Consider the following 17462-nt stretch of genomic DNA (forward strand, 5'->3'; position numbering starts at 1 on the left):
CGTTACACCCGGAACCGCAGCAGCAATCGCCGGTTGCCCCGTTGCGCATCAATCTGAATGCGCGGCGCGGCGCGGCGCAGAGCCCGGTTCACTTCACCGGGGCTGGTGATCTCAAAGCCGTCAATCGCGAGCAGGATGTCTCCCGCTTGCAGCCCCGCGCGCGCGCCAAACGGGCCGGGGTCCAGCACAACCACCCCCGCCGCCTGCGGCCCAAGACCAAGCTCCGCGCTCACAGCCGGGTTCACCCGCGCAAGGCTGAGCCCGGGCAGCACTGACCTGTCATCCAGCGTGGTGCGCTCCGCCGGGGGCGTGTCCGGCGGCGGCATCATCACCACGGTTGTTGTTTGTTCGGACCCGTCCCGAAAGTACGAAACGGTGGCCTCTTCCCCGATCCCCCGTACTGACATGCGGTAGATCATCTCCGGCGGCGTGTTCACCGGCGCGTCATCCACGGACAGGATCACATCCCCGACCTCAAGTCCGGAAGCGGCAAAGGGGCTGGCCTCATGCATCTGCACAACCACAACGCCGCCGGGCAAAGACAGGCCAAGGCTGTCCGAGATATCGGCATCCACCGGTTGCCCCGTCATACCGGCCCAGGGGCGCTGGAACCGCGTCTCGCCCGCCCGCGCCTGCATCACGAACTGCCGCACCATCGCCGAAGGAATGGCAAAGCCGATCCCGTTGGAGCCGCCGGAGCGGGTCAGGATGGAGGTGTTCACACCGATCAGGCGGCCCGCAACATCGATCAGCGCCCCGCCCGAGTTGCCCGGATTGATCGGCGCGTCCGTTTGAATGAAATAGCCTCTGCCATTGCCGGTGGCTGTCCCGGTCCGCGCCAGCCCGCTGACGATCCCGCTGCTCACCGTCTGGCCCACGCCAAAGGGGTTGCCAATCGCCAGCACCAATTCACCCACTTCGACACTCTCGCTGTCGCGCAGGGTCAGGAACGGCATGTCATCCGCCGCATCCTGCAATTGCAGAATGGCAAGGTCGGTTTGCTCGTCAGCAAGCAGCACCTTGGCGTCAAACTCCCGCCGATCGTTCAGAACAACCCGGATGTCGGTTGCTTGCCCCACAACGTGATAGTTGGACACAACGATGCCGTCCTGTGACAGGATGACACCGGACCCCAGCGAGTTCTGCACCCGCGGACGACGTTGCAAATCCCCGAAGAAGTTCCGGAAAAACGGATCTTCCGCAAAAGGGCTGCGCGATTGGACAACGCGGCGTGCGTAGATGTTGACCACCGCAGGCGCCGCTTCCTTGACCAGAGGAGCAAAGCTGAGCTGGATTTGAGTTTGCGATTGAGGGACTTCTTGCGCGGCGGCGGTCAGCGGCAGACACAGGCAAATGAGGGCGAAAATAGCGCGGCGCATGACAAAGCTCCCGAACGGTGTGCCTTTCGATATGTGCCGCTGGGCGCGAGAACGCAAGTGCGCAGAGCAACTCACGCAGCCACGAGGGCTTGCACGTTTTCTGCGACGCCTTGTCCGCTGGAAAGCGGCCCCGGCGCGCCTATCTCTTTGTTATGACCAAACCATCTGATCAAATGCAAACGCGCACCCTCTACAATGCGGACTGCCCCGTCTGTAACGCGGAGATTTGTCACTATGCGGAGTATTCTCAGGATCAGGATCTTCCCCTGGCCTTCGATGATCTCAACACAGTTGACCTGTCGCTGTGGGGCGTGACCGAGGATCAGGCCGCGCGGCTTTTGCACGTGATCCACGATGGAAAGCTCTACGCCGGCTTTGACGCGTTCCTGATCCTTTGGGAACAAATGCCGCGCTATCGGTGGATGGCCCGGATTGGCCGTTTGCCAATCATCCGGCCCATTGCTTCAGGGTTCTATACCCACGTTCTCGCCCGGATTATCTATGCGCGCCACCTGCGCCGCCGTGCCCGGCAACTGGTCTAACCCTTGGGCTGCGCACGTCCGTACCCCGGCCGCCCGGTCTGGCTTTGCGCCACGTCGAAGTTCCAGACAATCGCGAAGTTGGTGATCAGGGCGCCGAGCAAACTGTAGAGCAATTGCTCTCCCGACAGGACAAACGCCGCAGCGGCGAAGACGCATGCGTCTACGGCCAGTTGGAACCATCCAGCCTTGAACCCTGTTTTCTGCTCCAGAATGATCCCGACAATCGTCATGCCGCCAGCGCTGGCGTTATGACGAAAAATCGCGATCAGCCCCATTCCCGAACACATGCCCCCCAGCAACGCGGCAACCCACGTGTCGAGCCGCTCAAACAGAACAACCTGCCCAAGATACTGCGACAGAACCGATATCCCCACCACGACCAAGGTGGTCCGGAAGGCGAAATCAGCACCGCGTTTGAGAAACCCAAGGATCAGGAACGGCACGCCGATTGCAAAGAAGAGCGGCCCGAACTCCAGCGGCATCACGTACGACAAGAGCAGGGCGATCCCGGCAGTTTGCCCGGTCACAAGTCCCGCAGCCTTGAGGAAAACAACGCCCAGGCTGGTCGCAACAATGCCGAAGACGAGGCCCTGAATGTCGAAAATGGATAGGCGCAGGGACATGCTCTGGCTCCCGGATTGGATGTCTTCGCGGTAGGCCTGAATCCGTCAATGAGCAAGTGAGATTGACCCCGCAGGCTGCGGCAAATCCGTTAAGAAGACCCGTGTGATGCAAAACTCAGCAGACACGCGGCTTGGCCCGCAAAAGAAAAGGCCCCGCCGGGATCGGCAGGGCCTGAAACTGTCATCCGAGAGGTCGGATTACTCCGCGTCGGCCGCGTCTTCGGCAGCAACGCGCGCCTTGTCGGCTGCGCCTTTGGCGTCGACGTCGCGGTCAACCAGCTCGATGATGGCCATCGGGGCCATGTCACCGTAGCGGAAGCCAGCCTTCAGAACGCGGCAGTAGCCGCCCTGACGCTCGGCGTAACGCGGGCCGAGGACTTCGAACAGCTTGGCAACGTCCTTGTCTTCTTTCAGCTGTGCAGCGGCCTGACGGCGGGCGTGCATGTCGCCGCGCTTGCCGAGGGTGATCAGCTTGTCGATGACGCGCTTGAGTTCTTTGGCTTTGGGCAGGGTCGTTTTGATCTGCTCGTGCTCGATCAGCGAGCCAGCCATGTTAGAGAAGAGCGCCTTACGGTGCTCGTGGGTACGGTTCAGGCGACGGTAGCCTTTTGCGTGACGCATGTGTCTTACTCCAATGTGCCCTCTACGGGCGGTTTTGCTTTGTCTGGCAACCGCTGCGTGTCGGCCGCTCTCCTTGGGGCCGGTTGGCCCAACCGAAAAAAGGGGTCCCTTTCGCGGATGCGCGTGGTTAGCCGAATCTCCGGATAAGAGCAAGACCCGATCAGATCGAACGCTGATTGACCCGCGCCATCAATTTCTCTGCCGTTTCAACGCGTTCGCTGTAGCGATCTGTCAGGTGATCCTTGAGGTCACGGGTCAGCAGCGTGAACTTCACCAACTCTTCCATCACATCAACGATTCGCCGGTAATAGGCAGAGGGTTTCATGCCGCCCTCATCGTCAAATTCCTGCCAGGCCTTGGCGATCGAGCTTTGGTTCGGGATGGTCAAACAGCGCATCCAGCGCCCCAAAACCCGCATCTGGTTGACTGCGTTGAAACTCTGAGAACCACCCGCAACCTGCATCAAGGCCAGCGTCTTTCCCTGCGTCGGACGCACCGCGCCGAGCGATAGGGGGATCCAGTCAATCTGGGTCTTCATGATGCCGGTCATGGAGCCATGCCGTTCCGGCGAGCACCAAACCATGCCTTCGGACCAAGTCACCAGATCGCGCAGTTCCTGCACCTTGGGATGATCGGCCTCGGCATCGTCCGGCAAGGGCAGCCCGGAGGGATTGAACACCCGCGTCTCGCAGCCCAAAGCATGCAGAATCCGCGCAGCCTCTTCGTTGGCCAACCGGGAAAAAGAGCGCGCGCGCAGCGATCCATGCAGCAACAGAATGCGCGGCTTATGCTCTGAGCGGAGCGGTGCCGAAAGCGTTTCGCGATCTGGCTGGTGCAACTGCTCCATGTCCAGCTGCGCGTTGGGGATGTCCTGCGTCATCACAGTTCCTCGGGGCCAAAGAAAAACGGGGCCACGCTCTCGCGCCGCCCCGCCTGTTCGATCCGACGACCGGCCTTAGAAGTTGTCTTCGAGCTTCTTGGCCAGGTCTTCGATGTTGTCCGGCGGCCAGTCCTCGACATCCATGCCAAGGTGCAGACCCATGCCCGACAGCACTTCTTTGATCTCGTTGAGAGACTTGCGGCCGAAGTTCGGCGTGCGCAGCATTTCTGCTTCGGTCTTCTGGATGAGATCGCCGATGTAGACGATGTTGTCGTTCTTGAGGCAGTTCGCGGAGCGCACGGACAGTTCCAGCTCGTCGACCTTCTTGAGAAGGAGCGGGTTGAACTCGAGACCATCGTCGTCGTCCTGACGCGAAGCGCTTTCCGGCTCGTCGAAGTTGACGAAGATCGACAGCTGATCCTGAAGGATGCGGGCCGCGAATGCGATGGCATCTTCCGGGGTCACGGAGCCGTCGGTTTCGATCTTCATGGTCAGCTTGTCATAGTCCAGCACCTGGCCCTCACGGGTCGGCTGAACGTCGTAAGCGACCTTCTTGACCGGGGAGTAGATCGCGTCGATCGGGATCAGACCGATGGGCGCATCTTCCGGCTTGTTCTTGTCAGCGGAGACATAGCCTTTGCCGGTGTTCACCGTCAGTTCCATGTACACTTCGGCGCCTTCGTCCACGTGACAGATCACGTGATCGCGGTTCAGCACTTCGATGCCGGCGCTTTCGGAGATGTCACCGGCGGTGACAACACCCGGGCCCTTGGCGGAGATCGACAGACGCTTCGGCCCTTCGACTTCCATGCGCAGGCTCACGCCTTTGAGGTTCAGAACGATGTCGGTGACATCTTCACGAACACCGGCCACGCTCGAGAACTCGTGCAGCACGTTGTCGATCTGAACGGATGTGATGGCCGCGCCTTGCAGCGAGGACAGGAGCACGCGGCGCAGCGCGTTGCCCATGGTCAGACCAAAGCCACGCTCGAGCGGCTCAGCAACCACGGTTGCCTTGCGCGCGGGATCGTTGCCCGGCTTGATGTCAAGCTGTGTCGGCTTGATCAGTTCGGCCCAGTTCTTGTGGATCATGCGTCCCTCCATTCCTGCCGGGGCCCCATGTCCAATAGGCCCAGACTCCCGAGGTTTCATCAAAGACAAACGCGAGGCCGGGTCCGCAAATGGACCAGGCCTCGCATAATCGTAGCAATTATTAGACGCGGCGGCGCTTCGGCGGGCGGCAGCCGTTGTGCGCGATCGGGGTCACATCACGGATCGAGGTGATGTTGAAGCCCGCAGCAGCCAGCGCACGCAGCGCGGACTCGCGGCCCGAACCCGGCCCCTGCACTTCGACTTCCAGCGTCTTGACGCCGTGTTCCTGTGCTTTCTTGCCTGCATCTTCTGCGGCGAGCTGAGCAGCGTAAGGCGTCGACTTGCGCGAACCTTTGAAGCCCATGGTGCCAGCGGAGGACCAGGAGATTGCGTTGCCCTGAACATCGGAGATCAGGATTTTGGTGTTGTTGAAGGTCGAGTTCACATGCGCAACGCCAGCTGCGATGTTCTTGGAGACCTTTTTCTTGCCGCCACGGCGGGTATCACGTGCCATTGGTGGAGACCTCCCTTACTTCTTCTTGCCTGCAATGGCCTTTGCCGGGCCTTTGCGTGTGCGTGCGTTGGTGTGGGTACGCTGACCGCGAACCGGCAGGTTCCGGCGGTGACGCAGGCCGCGGTAGCAGCCGAGATCCATCAGGCGCTTGACGTTCATCTGCACGTCGCGGCGCAGGTCGCCTTCGACAGTGTAGTTGGCGTCGATGTGCTCACGGATGGCGAGAACTTCGGCGTCGGAAAGCTCGTTCACACGACGCGCAGCGTCGATGTTCACGGCGTCACAGATCGCTTTCGCGGAAGTGTGACCGATACCGGTGATGTAGGTGAGTGCGATCGGCACCCGCTTGTGGGTCGGGATGTTAACGCCGGCAATACGTGCCAAGGGTCATATTCCTTTTCGTTGCGAGCCCGTCATGCCAGGCCCTTTTTTCACAACATGAGGCCCGAGGCGTATACTGCCACCGGGCCAAAGCTGATCAGGTGATCTGCCATCCGAAAAGTCCGGAAAGCAAAGACGATTCTCGTATAGAGATGCGGGTGCGTAGGAGAATTCGAGCGCCGCGTCAACCCCGGTCAAACCAACGGCTTCACGGGACCCATGAACCATTTGCCCGAAGCGAGCCTGCAAACGCTAGCGACCACATGCGTGGGGCGCCCAATCGCGCGAAATCAGGCCTCTTTCTGGACTTGCCACCACATTCAATTACACTCAACGAAAATCGGGGGAGGTCCACGATGCTGGCTCAGTTTTTGTACTACAGCACCGCGTGCATTGCATACAAAAGCAGCGGCAATCTTGACGTACTCGCCTCGGCGCGACGCCACAACATCCACAACCAGATCACCGGCTTCCTGTTCCGAACCGAAGACCATTTCGTCCAGCTGCTCGAAGGCCATCACGATGTCGCCGTGGAAACCATGGGCCGGATAAGACGCGACGTTCGGCATACGGACATGGTGGTTTTACCTGTCATGCTGACAAAGCAGCGCAGTTTTTCGTCCTGGCTCATGGGATATGCCGACGCTGTGAACCCTAAAGCTTTCTCGCCGATCCTCGGCCCTGAGCAGGACAACTTCAGCCTTGAGGACAAGCGCGCGCACTTCATCCGATTGACGCGTCCCTACATCAGCCCGGATCAACGCCGTCCCATCGCTGCGAATTGGGGGCAGTTTTATGACTTGCCCGGGTAGAGCAAAGACAGCTGAGGCCTGATGCGCTGGGGTTGTGACGGACTGGGAAACTGAAAAGCCCGCGCATCGGCGCGGGCTTTCGCAAATCAACCGTCCTGGTTTAGGTTAGCCGTCGAGGCGCGCACCCAGTTCGGCACGCACATCTTCCATCGCCGCCATACCGTCGACACGGCTGTAGAGGCCCTTGGCGTAGTAGTAGCCAACCAGCGGCGACGTCATCTTGTAGTACGCCGTCAGACGGGTGCGCAGGCTCTCTTCGTTGTCATCCGCGCGCACCGGCTTGCCGGCGGCTGCCGCTTCTTCCGCGCGGCCAACGATGCGCTTGACGAGAGCTTCATCCTCGACACGCAGTTCGATCACGAAATCGAGCGACTTGCCCATTTCTTCCAGTAGCTCACCCAGAGCGTCCGCCTGCTTCAGCGTGCGCGGGAACCCATCGAAGATGAAACCCGGCGCATCGACCGTTTCGAGCTTTTCCCGGATCAGGCCGATCACGATCTCGTCGGTGACAAGGTCTCCGCGGTCCATGACTTCCGCAACGCGATTGCCCATCTCGGTGCCGCTGGTGCGCGCTTCGCGCAGCATGTCGCCAGTGGAAAGTTGCACCATGCCACGATCCTCGACGAGGAATTGAGCCTGAGTGCCTTTGCCCGCCCCCGGCGGTCCAAGAAGAATAATGTTCATCGGCGTGCGGGTCCCTTTTTCTTGCGGGCCTTACCCTTACCGCGAAGCTGCGATTTCTGAATAAGACTTTCGTATTGATGCGCCAGAAGGTGGCTTTGAGCCTGCTGGATCGTGTCCATGGTCACGCTTACTACAATCAGCACGGAGGTGCCGCCGAAGTAGAACGGAATGGCAAACTGACCGCGCAGGATTTCCGGCAGAAGGCAGACAGCAGCCAGATACCCGGAGCCGAGAACCAACACGCGGTTCACAACCCATTCCAGGTACTCGGAGGTCCGCTTGCCCGGACGAATGCCCGGCACAAAGCCGTTCTGGTTCTTCAGATTGTCCGCCACATCATCCGGCTTGAACGACACGTTGAACGTGTAGAAATACGCGAAAAAGACGATCATGAAGGCGAAGAACAGCAGGTAGAGCGGCTGACCCGGGCCAAAGTAGGCGAGGATCGTCGACATGATCGGCCCTGCGTCGGAGCCCGAGAAGGTGCTGATCGTCACAGGCAGAAGCAGCAGCGAAGAGGCAAAGATTGCCGGGATCACACCCGCCGGGTTCACCTTGACCGGCAGGTGGCTGTTCTGCGCCTCGGTCATCTTCATGCCGACCTGACGGCGCGGGTACTGAATGGTGATCTTGCGCAAAGCGCGCTCCATGAACACCACGAAGGCGATCACGGCGATAACCATCACAATCACACCCACGATAACTGCCGGGCTGATGGCGCCGGAGCGACCGCTTTCGAAGAACTGCGCCAGAGCCGCGGGCACTTCTGCGATGATACCGACAAAGATGATCAGCGAGATGCCGTTGCCGATGCCACGTGCGGTGATCTGCTCACCGAGCCACATCAGGAACATGGTGCCGCCCACAAGCGTGATGATCACGCTGGCGCGGAAGTACCAGCCCGGATCGTGGGCCAGATCACCCGCCTCAAGGCTTGCTGCGAGGCCATAGGCCTGGAACAGCGCCAGAGCGACGGTGCCGTAGCGGGTGTATTGGTTGATCTTCTTGCGGCCCTGTTCGCCTTCTTTCTTCAGCTGTTCCAGAGCCGGAACCATGCTGGTCAGAAGCTGAACGATAATCGAGGCCGAGATGTAGGGCATAATACCGAGGGCAAAGATGCCCATACGGCCGAGCGCCCCGCCGGTGAACATCGACACCATGCCGCCGATCCCCTGCCCGGCCTGCTCCATGAATTCGCGCAGCGCCGCGCCGTCGATTCCGGGGACCGGAATGAACGTGCCAAGGCGATAAACGACCAGAAGACCAAGGGTGAAGAGGATGCGGTTGCGCAGGTCTGTGGCTTTGCCTAGTGCCGACCAACTGGTGTTGGCGGCCATCTGCTCTACTGCGGATACCATGCGGGACTCTCTTTTGAATGCAAACGCCGCCACGATGCGTTTTCCAGCATCGGGCGGCGCTCATATTGGAAAACTCAGGGACTATGTAAGCGGCGCTGTGGCCGCTCACAACCCGTTATTCGGCAGAAGCCGCCACAGTCAGGGAGCCGCCCGCCTTTTCAACCGCTTCAACAGCTGCTTTGGAAGCGCCGGTGACGGAGATGGTGGCCTTTGCGGTGATCTCACCTTTGGCGAGAACGCGGATGCCGTCGAGCTTGCGACGCACGGCGCCGGATTCGATGAGGCTGTCCTCGGTGATGGACGCTGCGTCCAGTTTACCCGCATCAATGAACTTCTGGATGATGTTCAGGTTGATGACGGCATAGGACTTGCGGTTCGGCTTGTTGAAGCCACGCTTCGGCAGGCGCTGGTAGAGCGGCATCTGGCCGCCTTCGTAGCCATTGATGGCCACACCCGAACGGGACTTCTGACCTTTGATACCACGGCCACCCATTTTACCCTTGCCGGAGCCCGGGCCACGGCCAATGCGTTTCTTACGCTGGGTTGCGCCTTCGTTGTCGCGCAGTTCATGCAATTTCATCGTGCTTCTCCTTGCCGGATGTGCCCCCCGAAGCGAATGGGACAACCACGGCTTTTCTTGGTTTTGTGAATCGGGTCCCGAGGGACCACCGGGGGCGTATAGCGCCGTCGGTGCGTTGAGACAAGCCCCGTCTACTTGATGCCAACGACATAGTCAGCGGCCTCAAGACGCTGATATGCCAACACCGGATCAGGCACCGTCACTTGGTATCCGAACAGGTGAAACCCGCCGCAATCCACGTCGGAGACGAGCGTAATCGCAACGTGGGACATCCCGCCGCTTTTGATGAATTTGGGAACCTGCCATAGACCCGCGTACCGTGACGGGTCCCGAGCCATAATATCCAAGCGCTCCAAACTTAGTTTTCCTGCTTGCAACCCATCCATGCGCGCAGCCGGTGCTGCGGCGATCAAATGTGTGTGACCTTCCATGTCGGCAACCGGCAATGACAGAACAGGAAGACAATTCAGCGGGAACTCACTGCGCAACTCCCGTTTCTTTTGGGCTGAGATGACGTGGAAGATTTCACATCCCGGCCCATGATTTGAAACCGGCTTTTGGACGTGATCCCGTGCAATGACACAGGGCGCGTCTCCGGACCAAAACCGCATCGCGTTGCCCCAACTCTCTTCGGCCACCGTGTCGTAGGCAAGCGCCGCATCCAATGACAAGACCTGCAGAGCAGTCCGCGCGTAGCTCTTCGCTCTGGCACGGTCTTCAGGAGAAGAAACCCCTTGAGCGACCCAGGTAAAAGCGCCCAGAAGCAATGAGGCTGTCAAAATCAAACCGGCCAAGAATGTCAGATGGGCTTTCATGACCTCTGAATATCGAACGGCCTCTTGACCGAAAGTATGGAATTCCGGGCGCTGTAGAACGTCGCACCGGCGCGCAGAATTTCTCCAGCATTGACATATCACCCCCTTTCCCCCATATCCCCGCAATCTGCCGCACCCGCCGCGTGAGCGGGGCAGCGAGGCGCGCGCCCGAAGTTTGGCTGCGACCGGCCCGCACGGCAGACCACACCAACCGGTTCCCATTTCACGCGGGGGTCCAGCGCATAGAGCGACCACAAGAGCCGCTTCATGCCGCACCCGATCGCAGCCCTGCCCATGGTGGCGGGCGAACCGTATTTGCGGGATCCTGTCCCGCGTCAACAAGGACAAACCTTTTGAAATTCGACACACTGGGGCTCCCGCCCCGTCTGCTCGCCAATCTGACCGAGCTGAACATCACCACACCGACACCAATCCAGACCCAGGCCATCCCGCACGCCATGGAAGGGCGCGATGTCATGGGCCTCGCCCAAACAGGCACCGGTAAAACCGCGGCTTTTGGCCTGCCGCTCATGTCCGCACTGTCGCGGATGGAGGGCCGTCCGGCTCCCAAGACGGCGCGCGGCCTGATCCTCGCGCCGACGCGCGAGTTGGCAAAACAGATCCTCGACAATCTGCGCGCCTACTCCAATGGCATGCAGGTGCGCATCAATCTTGTGGTTGGGGGCCAATCCCTGAACGCACAGGCTCAAAGGCTCGCCAAAGGCACGGACCTGCTGGTTGCGACGCCCGGCCGCCTCATCGATCTCATCGATCGCAAAGCCGTCGAACTCAGCAAAACGGGCTTTCTTGTTCTCGACGAAGCGGACCAGATGCTCGACATGGGCTTTATCCATGCCCTGCGCCGCATCGCGCCCCTTCTGCGCAAGGATCGCCAGACCATGCTGTTTTCGGCGACCATGCCGAAACAGATGAACGAACTGGCGCAATCCTATCTCACAGATCCGGTGCGCGTCGAAGTCACGCCGCCGGGCAAACCCGTCGACAAGATCGCACAGTCGGTTCACTTCGTGGAGCAGGCCCATAAGACCAAACTGCTGATCACCCACCTTGATCGGCACCGCGATGACGCAGCTTTGATCTTTTCCCGCACCAAGCATGGCGCAGAAAGGCTCAAGAAGAACCTCGAATCGCAGGGCTTTGCCGCGGGATCCATTCACGGAAACAAAAGCCAGGGACAGCGCGACCGCGCGCTTGCGGCGTTCAAGGAAGGCGAGCTCAAAGTGCTGGTTGCCACCGATGTGGCCGCACGGGGCATCGACATTCCCGCGGTGCGTTACGTCTACAACTATGACTTGCCCAATGTGCCAGACAACTACGTGCACCGTATTGGCCGTACCGCCCGTGCCGGTCGGGATGGCACCGCCATCGCCTATTGCTCGCCTGAGGAAATGATGGAGCTGATTGCCATCCAGAAGGTAATGAAGCGTGATATTGACGTCGCTTCCGGCGAGCCGTGGCAGGACTATCCGACCAAGAAGAAGCCCAGCGGCGGCGGACGCGGTCGGGGTCGCGGCAAAGGAAACAGCGGCGGTGGTGGCGGTAACGGCGCAAAGCCGCAGGGTCAGAACCGTCCCCGGCGTGGTCGGCGGTCCGGCGGCGGGCGCTCTCGCGCCGCGTAAAGGCGCCTAGCGCACCGACACGGGTAGCGCCGCAAAACCACGAAAGCGCGCGAGGGGCACCCTTGCGCGCGGCCCGGTCTGACGGATTTTCGGAAACCGCCGGACCAGCTTGCCAATGGCGATCCGCCCTTCGACCCGGGCCAAAGACGCCCCAAGGCACACGTGAATGCCCGTGATAAAGGCAATCTGCTTGTTCGGCTTTCGTGTGATGTCGACTTTGTCAGGGTTCGCAAAAACCTCTGGGTCGCGGTTCGCCGCCGCGATTGAGGTGTGGATGTAGGTCCCCTTGGGGATCACTCCGGAGCTGAGTTCAATGTCCTCTCCTGCCAGACGATTGCCGATCTGCAGCGGGCTCTCGATGCGCAGGAACTCTTCCACGGCCGAGCCAATCAGGTCTGGCTGATCTTTCAAAAGCGCGTGTTGGTCCGGATTGTCGAAGAGTGTGCCCATGGCATTGCCGACGAGGCTCGTAGTGGTTTCATGTCCCGCGTTCAGCAAGAAAATGCAGTTCTGGACCAGTTCTTCCTGCGTCAGCTGCCTCCCCTCGTGTTCCCCAAAAATGAGGCTCTCCAGAACTTCTCCCTGATGCCCGCCATCAGGGTTTCGCCGCCTGTGGTCGATAAGATCCGTCAGGATTTCACCGAACTCTTCCACCGCCCGATTGCCTTCCGCCAGGCGTTCCTCTGTCACCACCGGATCAAGCGCGCCTAGGATCGCCAGCGAGTACCCCCGGAGCTTCGAGCGATAGTCTTCCGGGATACCGAGCATGAAGCTGATGATCTCCGTCGGAAGGACTTTGGCGAAATCGTCGATCAGGTCGAGATCGCCAAGGTCCTCCACACGGTCCAGAAGCCGGTCCACGATCCCGTCGATCAACGGTTCGAACTCCGCCAGTTTGCGCGGCGTAAATGCCCCCGAAATGAGTTTTCGGACAACCGTGTGATAGGGCGGATCGTTGAAGACGAGGCTCGTGGTATGATGCGTGTAGAGCGGGCAGTTGCCAAACTTCTCGCGCATAGCTTCGGTCTTGTCCGAAAGCATGTCGCGCGAGCGATAAACCTTCAGAACATCCTCACAGCGGGTCAGGTACACCGACCCGTCGGCATTCCTGAAAACCGGGGCTTCACGGCGGAGCGCGTGGAGTATGGGATGCGGATCTTCGATGAAATCCTGATCAATCCTGTTCAGATCAAATCCGCTCAAATCAATGTGCATGCGTGCCATTCTCCCGCCTTCATGGTGAGGCACAGCTGCGTCACGCGCAAACAAAAACGCCGCCCCAGTTGGGACGGCGTCAATGACTCGGTCAAGACCCTTGGTCTTAGCCGCGCTCTTCAACGATCTCGACGAGGTGCGGGATCGAGCGAACCATGCCGCGCACGGAAGGCGTGTCTTCCAGCTCGCGGGTCTTGTTCATTTTGTTCAGGCCCAGGCCGATCAGCGTCTGGCGCTGTTTGGCGGGGCGACGGATCGGGGAGCCGATCTGCTTGACAACGATGGTTTTTGCCATGGGTCTCAGGCCTCCTCGGTTGCAGCTTCAGCCGCCGGTGCGTCATCACGCTTGGGCAGGATGTCAGCCACTTTCTTACCACGACGCTGTGCAACGTTGCGCGGGCTCTGCTCTTTCGACAGGCCGTTCAGCGTGGCGCGGATCATGTTGTAAGGGTTCTGCGAGCCGATCGACTTGGCGACAACGTCCTGAACGCCCAGCATTTCGAAAACAGCACGCATCGGACCACCGGCGATGATACCGGTACCGGTCGGGGCGGTACGCATGACCACTTTACCGGCGCCGTGACGGCCTTCGATGTCGTGGTGCAGGGTGCGCCCTTCCTTGAGAGGCACACGCATCATCTGACGCTTGGCCTGCTCGGTTGCCTTACGGATGGCCTCGGGGACCTCCTTGGCTTTACCTTTGCCGAAGCCGACGCGGCCCTTTTGGTCACCAACAACCACGAGAGCGGCGAAGCCAAAGCGCTTACCACCTTTCACGGTCTTGGAGACGCGGTTGATCGCAACCAAGCGATCTGCGAATTCCGGTGCTTCCTCGCGGTCGCGACGGTTGCCCCGGCGGTTTTCACGTTCTGCCATGATTTGGCATTCCTTCTGTTTCAGGTGGCGCGCGGTGGCGCCGAGTTATCCAATCCAGGTGAGCCAGAGTGCGCTCCCGGATCATCGAGGCCCCGGGCGGGGCCTTCAAACGCAAGGCGGGGTGTAACCCCGCCCTACAGAGCGACAGTCCGTAGGCCGGGGTTACACCCCGGCCCATGAACCATCAGATCTTCAGACCACCCTCACGCGCGGCGTCGGCCAGAGCCTTCACCTTGCCGTGGAACAAGAAGCCACCGCGATCGAAATAGGCTTCGGTCACACCAGCGGCCTTGGCACGCTCTGCGATCGCTGCGCCGATCTTGGTCGCGGCTTCGATGTTGTTCTTGCCAACAACGCCGAAATCCTTTTCGAGCGTCGAGGCAGAAGCGAGGGTCTTGCCCTGAACGTCGTCGATCAGCTGAACGCTGATGTTCTTGTTCGAGCGGTGAACCGAAAGACGAACGCGACCCGCGTTGACCTTCCGAAGCTTGTTCCGAACGCGCAGACGGCGCTTTTGAAACAGCTGACGTTTCGTGTTTGCCATATCCTTGCGTCCTTACTTCTTCTTGCCTTCCTTCTGGAAGATGTACTCGCCCTTGTAGCGAATACCCTTCCCCTTGTAGGGCTCCGGCCGGCGCCAGTCGCGGATGTTCGCGGCAACCTCACCGACGACCTGCTTGTCGTGACCTTCGATCACGATTTCGGTCGGCTTCGGGCAAACAATCGAGATGCCCTGAGGAATGGCGAAGTCCACATCGTGGCTGTAGCCGAGGTTGAGCTTCAGGGTCTGCCCCTGAACCGCGGCGCGGTAACCCACACCAACGATCTCAAGCTCTTTCTTGAAGGTGTTCTGCACACCGTGGACCATGTTGGCCACCATGGTGCGGGACATGCCCCACTGCTGACGAGCGCGCTTGGACTTGCCACGCGGCTCGACAGAGACGTTCTGACCATCGATGGTGATGGTCACGTCGTCAGTCGCGGTGAAGGTCTGGGCGCCCTTGGGGCCCTTCACTTCGATGGTCTGCCCGGAGAGCGAGGCAGAAACGCCCGAGGGCATTTCAACCGGCTTTTTCCCAATACGAGACATTGATCGATCTCCTTAGAATACGGTGCAGAGCACTTCGCCGCCAATGTTGGCCGCGCGTGCGTTTGCATCCGACATCACACCTTTGGAGGTGGAGACAATCGACACACCCAGACCCTGACGGACCTGCGGGATGTCATTCACGCCCATGTAGACGCGGCGACCGGGCTTCGAAACGCGCTTCACTTCACGGATCACCGGAGTGCCGTCGAAGTACTTGAGGCTGATTTCGAGCGTGGGGTGACCGCGCTCATCAGTGCCTTTTTCGTAGCCACGGATGTAACCTTCGTCTGCCAGCACGTCCAGAACCCAGGCCCGCAGCTTGGAAGCCGGAGTGGATACAGTGGACTTGCCGCGCATCTGAGAGTTGCGGATACGGGTGAGCATATCGCCGATAGGATCGTTCATCTTATACCCTCCCTTACCAGCTGGACTTCACAACGCCCGGAAGCTGGCCGTTCGAACCGAGATCGCGCAGGGCGATACGGCTGATCTTGAGCTTGCGGTAGTATGCGTGGGGGCGGCCAGTGAGCTGGCAGCGGTTGTGCAGACGGCTCGGAGCCGAGTTGCGCGGCAGTTTTGCCAGCTTCAGGCGCGCCTTAAAGCGCTCTTCCATCGGCTTGCTTTCGTCGTTCGCGATCTCTTTGAGCTCAGCGCGCTTGGCGGCGTATTTTTCCACCAGACGCTGACGCTTCTTCTCGCGTTCGATCATGGATTTCTTGGCCATGTCTATCGCTCCTTACGCGTTGAACGGCATGTTGAAATGCTTCAACAGCGCCTTGGCCTGCGCGTCAGCGGTGTGCTCACCGAATTCCTGCGCAGTGGTGGTCATGATGATGTCCATACCCCAGACTTCATCGACTTTGTCGAAATCGATTTCCGGGAAGACGATGTGTTCCTTCAGGCCCATGGCGAAGTTGCCACGGCCGTCGAACGCCGGCTTCACACCGCGGAAGTCGCGGATACGCGGCATTGCGATGGTGACCAGGCGGTCCAGGAATTCATACATACGGACGTCGCGCAGGGTGACCTTGGCGCCAATGATCATGCCTTCACGCAGGCGGAACGGCGCGTGGCTGTTCTTGGCCTTGGTGCCGACGGCCTGCTGGCCAGCGATCTTGGTCAGGTCTTCGATGGCCGACTTGGCCTTCTTGCTGTCGCGAACGGCTTCGGCACCACAGCCGATGTTCAGAACGATCTTGTCCAGACGCGGGATCTGCATGTCGTTCTTGTAGCCGAACTCTTCTTTCATCGCCGCTTTGATCGACGAGTCAAACTGAGCGCGCAGACGCGGGGTGTAGTTTGCAGCATCAAGCATCAGATGGCATCCCCTGTGGTCTTGGCAAAACGGACCTTCTTGCCGTCTTCCATGCGGAAGCCGACGCGGGAGGCCTTGCCGTTGGCATCGACAATCGCGAGGTTGCTCAGGTCGATCGGCAGCGCTTTCGGCAGACGGCCACCCTGGGCGGTCTGGGTCTGACGCTGATGGCGAATGGCGATGTTCACTCCGTCAACCACGGCTTTGCCGGCCTTCGGGTCAACAGAGGAGATCTCACCGGTCTTGCCCTTGTCCTTACCGGCAAGAACGATGACCTTGTCACCTTTTTTCAGTTTAGCAGCCATATCACAGCACCTCCGGGGCGAGCGAGATGATCTTCATGAAGTTCTTGGAGCGCAGCTCGCGAACAACCGGCCCGAAGATACGGGTGCCAACGGGTTCGTTGGAGTTGTTCAGGATGACTGCTGCGTTGCGATCAAAGCGGATCGCGGTGCCGTCTTCACGGCGAACTTCCTTGGCGGTGCGCACGACGACGGCCTTGCGGACGTCACCCTTCTTAACGCGACCACGCGGAATAGCTTCCTTGACCGACACCACGATGATGTCGCCCACGGATGCATAACGGCGGTGGGAACCGCCGAGAACCTTGATGCACTGAACCCGGCGCGCGCCGGAGTTGTCAGCAACATCCAGATTGGTCTGCATCTGGATCATTTGGTTTCTCCCGACTTCCGAGGCCGCCCTGCATTTGGGACATTGACCTCGGGGTTTCGATCATACTGATCAGTCAGGCCGAAAAAGCAGCGCCCCGGCGCGGGTCTTGTTACAGACCACCCACCAGGGCGAATAACTTTATTCGGCGATGACTTCCCAGCGTTTCGTTTTCGACTTCGGTGCGCATTCGATGATGCGTACGGTATCGCCGACAGCGAACTTTTCCGCCTCGTCATGAGCGCGGTATTTCTTGGAGCGCTTCACGGTCTTTTGCATGACCGGGTGCTTAAAGCGACGCTCTACGGAAACGGTGACGGTCTGGGCGTTGGCCGTGGAGGTCACGGTGCCTTGCAGGATACGCTTGGGCATT

The 17462-nt window shown here is 60.0% G+C and carries 25 protein-coding genes; 3 read left to right on the forward strand and 22 right to left on the reverse strand.

From position 1 onward, the window contains the following. Positions 1-2 precede the first annotated feature (2 nt). Complete coding sequence (locus E4662_RS03185) at positions 3-1379, reverse strand: trypsin-like peptidase domain-containing protein (protein WP_136439804.1); 1377 nt, start codon at positions 1377-1379, stop codon at positions 3-5. A 173-nt stretch (positions 1380-1552) separates the two neighbouring features. Here E4662_RS03185 and E4662_RS03190 point away from each other — a divergent pair, with 173 nt between their 5' ends. Further along, positions 1553-1921, forward strand: a complete 369-nt coding sequence (locus E4662_RS03190; protein ID WP_240705103.1) for a thiol-disulfide oxidoreductase DCC family protein — start codon at positions 1553-1555, stop codon at positions 1919-1921. On the opposite strand, the gene E4662_RS03195 is transcribed toward E4662_RS03190, so the two are convergent. The 6 genes from E4662_RS03195 to rpsM all read right to left on the reverse strand — a co-directional run bounded on the left by E4662_RS03195 (position 1918) and on the right by rpsM (position 6035). Next, on the reverse strand, positions 1918-2544 hold the full coding sequence (locus E4662_RS03195) for a YitT family protein (RefSeq protein WP_136439806.1): 627 nt from the start codon (positions 2542-2544) through the stop codon (positions 1918-1920). The genes E4662_RS03190 and E4662_RS03195 overlap by 4 nt on opposite strands. 198 nt (positions 2545-2742) lie before the next feature. Next, positions 2743-3165 carry a 50S ribosomal protein L17 gene (gene rplQ / locus E4662_RS03200; RefSeq protein ID WP_136439807.1) on the reverse strand — a complete coding sequence of 141 codons (423 nt, stop codon included), beginning with the start codon at positions 3163-3165 and terminating at the stop codon, positions 2743-2745. Between the two features lie 160 nt (positions 3166-3325). Continuing rightward, a complete protein-coding gene (gene arsH, locus E4662_RS03205) occupies positions 3326-4045 on the reverse strand; it encodes an arsenical resistance protein ArsH (protein ID WP_136439808.1) in 720 nt (239 codons plus the stop codon). 75 nt (positions 4046-4120) lie between these two features. Continuing rightward, entirely contained in the window at positions 4121-5137 is a 1017-nt protein-coding gene (locus tag E4662_RS03210; RefSeq protein ID WP_136439809.1) for a DNA-directed RNA polymerase subunit alpha, read from the reverse strand. A gap of 121 nt (positions 5138-5258) precedes the next feature. Beyond that, positions 5259-5651 carry a 30S ribosomal protein S11 gene (rpsK, locus tag E4662_RS03215; RefSeq protein ID WP_136439810.1) on the reverse strand — a complete coding sequence of 131 codons (393 nt, stop codon included), beginning with the start codon at positions 5649-5651 and terminating at the stop codon, positions 5259-5261. 15 nt (positions 5652-5666) lie between these two features. After that, complete coding sequence (rpsM, locus tag E4662_RS03220) at positions 5667-6035, reverse strand: 30S ribosomal protein S13 (RefSeq protein WP_136439811.1); 369 nt, start codon at positions 6033-6035, stop codon at positions 5667-5669. 353 nt (positions 6036-6388) lie between these two features. Here rpsM and E4662_RS23990 point away from each other — a divergent pair, with 353 nt between their 5' ends. Continuing rightward, entirely contained in the window at positions 6389-6844 is a 456-nt protein-coding gene (locus tag E4662_RS23990) for a BLUF domain-containing protein (RefSeq protein ID WP_168797877.1), read from the forward strand. Between the two features lie 105 nt (positions 6845-6949). On the opposite strand, the gene E4662_RS03230 is transcribed toward E4662_RS23990, so the two are convergent. The 4 genes from E4662_RS03230 to E4662_RS03245 form a co-directional block, all read right to left on the reverse strand. After that, positions 6950-7528 (reverse strand): adenylate kinase, encoded by a 579-nt coding sequence (locus tag E4662_RS03230; RefSeq protein WP_136439813.1) that lies wholly within the window; start codon positions 7526-7528, stop codon positions 6950-6952. Next, positions 7525-8886, reverse strand: a complete 1362-nt coding sequence (secY, locus tag E4662_RS03235) for a preprotein translocase subunit SecY (RefSeq protein WP_136439814.1) — start codon at positions 8884-8886, stop codon at positions 7525-7527. The genes E4662_RS03230 and secY overlap by 4 nt, the downstream gene beginning before the upstream one ends. A 115-nt stretch (positions 8887-9001) precedes the next feature. Further along, positions 9002-9466 carry a 50S ribosomal protein L15 gene (gene rplO / locus E4662_RS03240; RefSeq protein WP_136439815.1) on the reverse strand — a complete coding sequence of 155 codons (465 nt, stop codon included), beginning with the start codon at positions 9464-9466 and terminating at the stop codon, positions 9002-9004. Positions 9467-9597: 131 nt separating this feature from the next. Continuing rightward, positions 9598-10281, reverse strand: a complete 684-nt coding sequence (locus tag E4662_RS03245; protein ID WP_136439816.1) for a hypothetical protein — start codon at positions 10279-10281, stop codon at positions 9598-9600. A 353-nt stretch (positions 10282-10634) separates the two neighbouring features. Between E4662_RS03245 and E4662_RS03250 the strand changes: the two genes are divergently transcribed. Then, the gene (locus E4662_RS03250; RefSeq protein ID WP_136439817.1) at positions 10635-11921 is read left to right on the forward strand and encodes a DEAD/DEAH box helicase; all 1287 of its coding nucleotides are present in this window, start codon (positions 10635-10637) and stop codon (positions 11919-11921) included. Between the two features lie 6 nt (positions 11922-11927). Here the strand turns inward: E4662_RS03250 and E4662_RS03255 are convergent, their stop codons facing one another. The 11 genes from E4662_RS03255 to rpsQ all read right to left on the reverse strand — a co-directional run bounded on the left by E4662_RS03255 (position 11928) and on the right by rpsQ (position 17461). After that, positions 11928-13145, reverse strand: coding sequence for a cytochrome P450 (locus E4662_RS03255; RefSeq protein ID WP_168797878.1), 1218 nt, complete (start codon positions 13143-13145; stop codon positions 11928-11930). Between the two features lie 97 nt (positions 13146-13242). Next, positions 13243-13431, reverse strand: coding sequence for a 50S ribosomal protein L30 (gene rpmD / locus E4662_RS03260; protein ID WP_136439819.1), 189 nt, complete (start codon positions 13429-13431; stop codon positions 13243-13245). A 5-nt stretch (positions 13432-13436) separates the two neighbouring features. Continuing rightward, a complete protein-coding gene (gene rpsE, locus E4662_RS03265; RefSeq protein WP_136439820.1) occupies positions 13437-14012 on the reverse strand; it encodes a 30S ribosomal protein S5 in 576 nt (191 codons plus the stop codon). A 184-nt stretch (positions 14013-14196) separates the two neighbouring features. Next, positions 14197-14556, reverse strand: a complete 360-nt coding sequence (gene rplR, locus E4662_RS03270) for a 50S ribosomal protein L18 (RefSeq protein WP_136439821.1) — start codon at positions 14554-14556, stop codon at positions 14197-14199. Between the two features lie 12 nt (positions 14557-14568). Beyond that, a complete protein-coding gene (gene rplF / locus E4662_RS03275; protein WP_136439822.1) occupies positions 14569-15102 on the reverse strand; it encodes a 50S ribosomal protein L6 in 534 nt (177 codons plus the stop codon). A gap of 12 nt (positions 15103-15114) precedes the next feature. Beyond that, complete coding sequence (rpsH, locus tag E4662_RS03280) at positions 15115-15507, reverse strand: 30S ribosomal protein S8 (RefSeq protein WP_136439823.1); 393 nt, start codon at positions 15505-15507, stop codon at positions 15115-15117. A 13-nt stretch (positions 15508-15520) separates the two neighbouring features. Further along, a complete protein-coding gene (gene rpsN, locus E4662_RS03285; RefSeq protein WP_136439824.1) occupies positions 15521-15826 on the reverse strand; it encodes a 30S ribosomal protein S14 in 306 nt (101 codons plus the stop codon). Between the two features lie 12 nt (positions 15827-15838). Beyond that, a complete protein-coding gene (gene rplE / locus E4662_RS03290; RefSeq protein WP_136439825.1) occupies positions 15839-16417 on the reverse strand; it encodes a 50S ribosomal protein L5 in 579 nt (192 codons plus the stop codon). After that, complete coding sequence (rplX, locus tag E4662_RS03295) at positions 16417-16722, reverse strand: 50S ribosomal protein L24 (RefSeq protein WP_136439826.1); 306 nt, start codon at positions 16720-16722, stop codon at positions 16417-16419. The genes rplE and rplX overlap by 1 nt, the downstream gene beginning before the upstream one ends. A gap of 1 nt (position 16723) precedes the next feature. After that, positions 16724-17092 (reverse strand): 50S ribosomal protein L14, encoded by a 369-nt coding sequence (gene rplN / locus E4662_RS03300; protein WP_136439827.1) that lies wholly within the window; start codon positions 17090-17092, stop codon positions 16724-16726. A 138-nt stretch (positions 17093-17230) separates the two neighbouring features. After that, positions 17231-17461, reverse strand: a complete 231-nt coding sequence (gene rpsQ / locus E4662_RS03305; RefSeq protein ID WP_136439828.1) for a 30S ribosomal protein S17 — start codon at positions 17459-17461, stop codon at positions 17231-17233. Position 17462 lies beyond the last annotated feature (1 nt).

Source organism: Pacificoceanicola onchidii (genome assembly GCF_004804335.1).
Taxonomy (GTDB): Bacteria; Pseudomonadota; Alphaproteobacteria; order Rhodobacterales; family Rhodobacteraceae; genus Pacificoceanicola; species Pacificoceanicola onchidii.

What these genes read in the sequence shown, in the direction of transcription:
- E4662_RS03185 (WP_136439804.1), bottom strand. Translation starts at nt 1,379, where the DNA reads ATGCGCCGCGCTATTTTCGCCCTCATTTGCCTGTGTCTGCCGCTGACC.
- E4662_RS03190 (WP_240705103.1), top strand. Translation starts at nt 1,553, where the DNA reads ATGCAAACGCGCACCCTCTACAATGCGGACTGCCCCGTCTGTAACGCG.
- E4662_RS03195 (WP_136439806.1), bottom strand. Translation starts at nt 2,544, where the DNA reads ATGTCCCTGCGCCTATCCATTTTCGACATTCAGGGCCTCGTCTTCGGC.
- rplQ (WP_136439807.1), bottom strand. Translation starts at nt 3,165, where the DNA reads ATGCGTCACGCAAAAGGCTACCGTCGCCTGAACCGTACCCACGAGCAC.
- arsH (WP_136439808.1), bottom strand. Translation starts at nt 4,045, where the DNA reads ATGACGCAGGACATCCCCAACGCGCAGCTGGACATGGAGCAGTTGCAC.
- E4662_RS03210 (WP_136439809.1), bottom strand. Translation starts at nt 5,137, where the DNA reads ATGATCCACAAGAACTGGGCCGAACTGATCAAGCCGACACAGCTTGAC.
- rpsK (WP_136439810.1), bottom strand. Translation starts at nt 5,651, where the DNA reads ATGGCACGTGATACCCGCCGTGGCGGCAAGAAAAAGGTCTCCAAGAAC.
- E4662_RS23990 (WP_168797877.1), top strand. Translation starts at nt 6,389, where the DNA reads ATGCTGGCTCAGTTTTTGTACTACAGCACCGCGTGCATTGCATACAAA.
- E4662_RS03230 (WP_136439813.1), bottom strand. Translation starts at nt 7,528, where the DNA reads ATGAACATTATTCTTCTTGGACCGCCGGGGGCGGGCAAAGGCACTCAG.
- secY (WP_136439814.1), bottom strand. Translation starts at nt 8,886, where the DNA reads ATGGTATCCGCAGTAGAGCAGATGGCCGCCAACACCAGTTGGTCGGCA.
- rplO (WP_136439815.1), bottom strand. Translation starts at nt 9,466, where the DNA reads ATGAAATTGCATGAACTGCGCGACAACGAAGGCGCAACCCAGCGTAAG.
- E4662_RS03245 (WP_136439816.1), bottom strand. Translation starts at nt 10,281, where the DNA reads ATGAAAGCCCATCTGACATTCTTGGCCGGTTTGATTTTGACAGCCTCA.
- E4662_RS03255 (WP_168797878.1), bottom strand. Translation starts at nt 13,145, where the DNA reads ATGGCACGCATGCACATTGATTTGAGCGGATTTGATCTGAACAGGATT.
- rpmD (WP_136439819.1), bottom strand. Translation starts at nt 13,431, where the DNA reads ATGGCAAAAACCATCGTTGTCAAGCAGATCGGCTCCCCGATCCGTCGC.
- rpsE (WP_136439820.1), bottom strand. Translation starts at nt 14,012, where the DNA reads ATGGCAGAACGTGAAAACCGCCGGGGCAACCGTCGCGACCGCGAGGAA.
- rplR (WP_136439821.1), bottom strand. Translation starts at nt 14,556, where the DNA reads ATGGCAAACACGAAACGTCAGCTGTTTCAAAAGCGCCGTCTGCGCGTT.
- rplF (WP_136439822.1), bottom strand. Translation starts at nt 15,102, where the DNA reads ATGTCTCGTATTGGGAAAAAGCCGGTTGAAATGCCCTCGGGCGTTTCT.
- rpsH (WP_136439823.1), bottom strand. Translation starts at nt 15,507, where the DNA reads ATGAACGATCCTATCGGCGATATGCTCACCCGTATCCGCAACTCTCAG.
- rpsN (WP_136439824.1), bottom strand. Translation starts at nt 15,826, where the DNA reads ATGGCCAAGAAATCCATGATCGAACGCGAGAAGAAGCGTCAGCGTCTG.
- rplE (WP_136439825.1), bottom strand. Translation starts at nt 16,417, where the DNA reads ATGCTTGATGCTGCAAACTACACCCCGCGTCTGCGCGCTCAGTTTGAC.
- rplX (WP_136439826.1), bottom strand. Translation starts at nt 16,722, where the DNA reads ATGGCTGCTAAACTGAAAAAAGGTGACAAGGTCATCGTTCTTGCCGGT.
- rplN (WP_136439827.1), bottom strand. Translation starts at nt 17,092, where the DNA reads ATGATCCAGATGCAGACCAATCTGGATGTTGCTGACAACTCCGGCGCG.
- rpsQ (WP_136439828.1), bottom strand. Translation starts at nt 17,461, where the DNA reads ATGCCCAAGCGTATCCTGCAAGGCACCGTGACCTCCACGGCCAACGCC.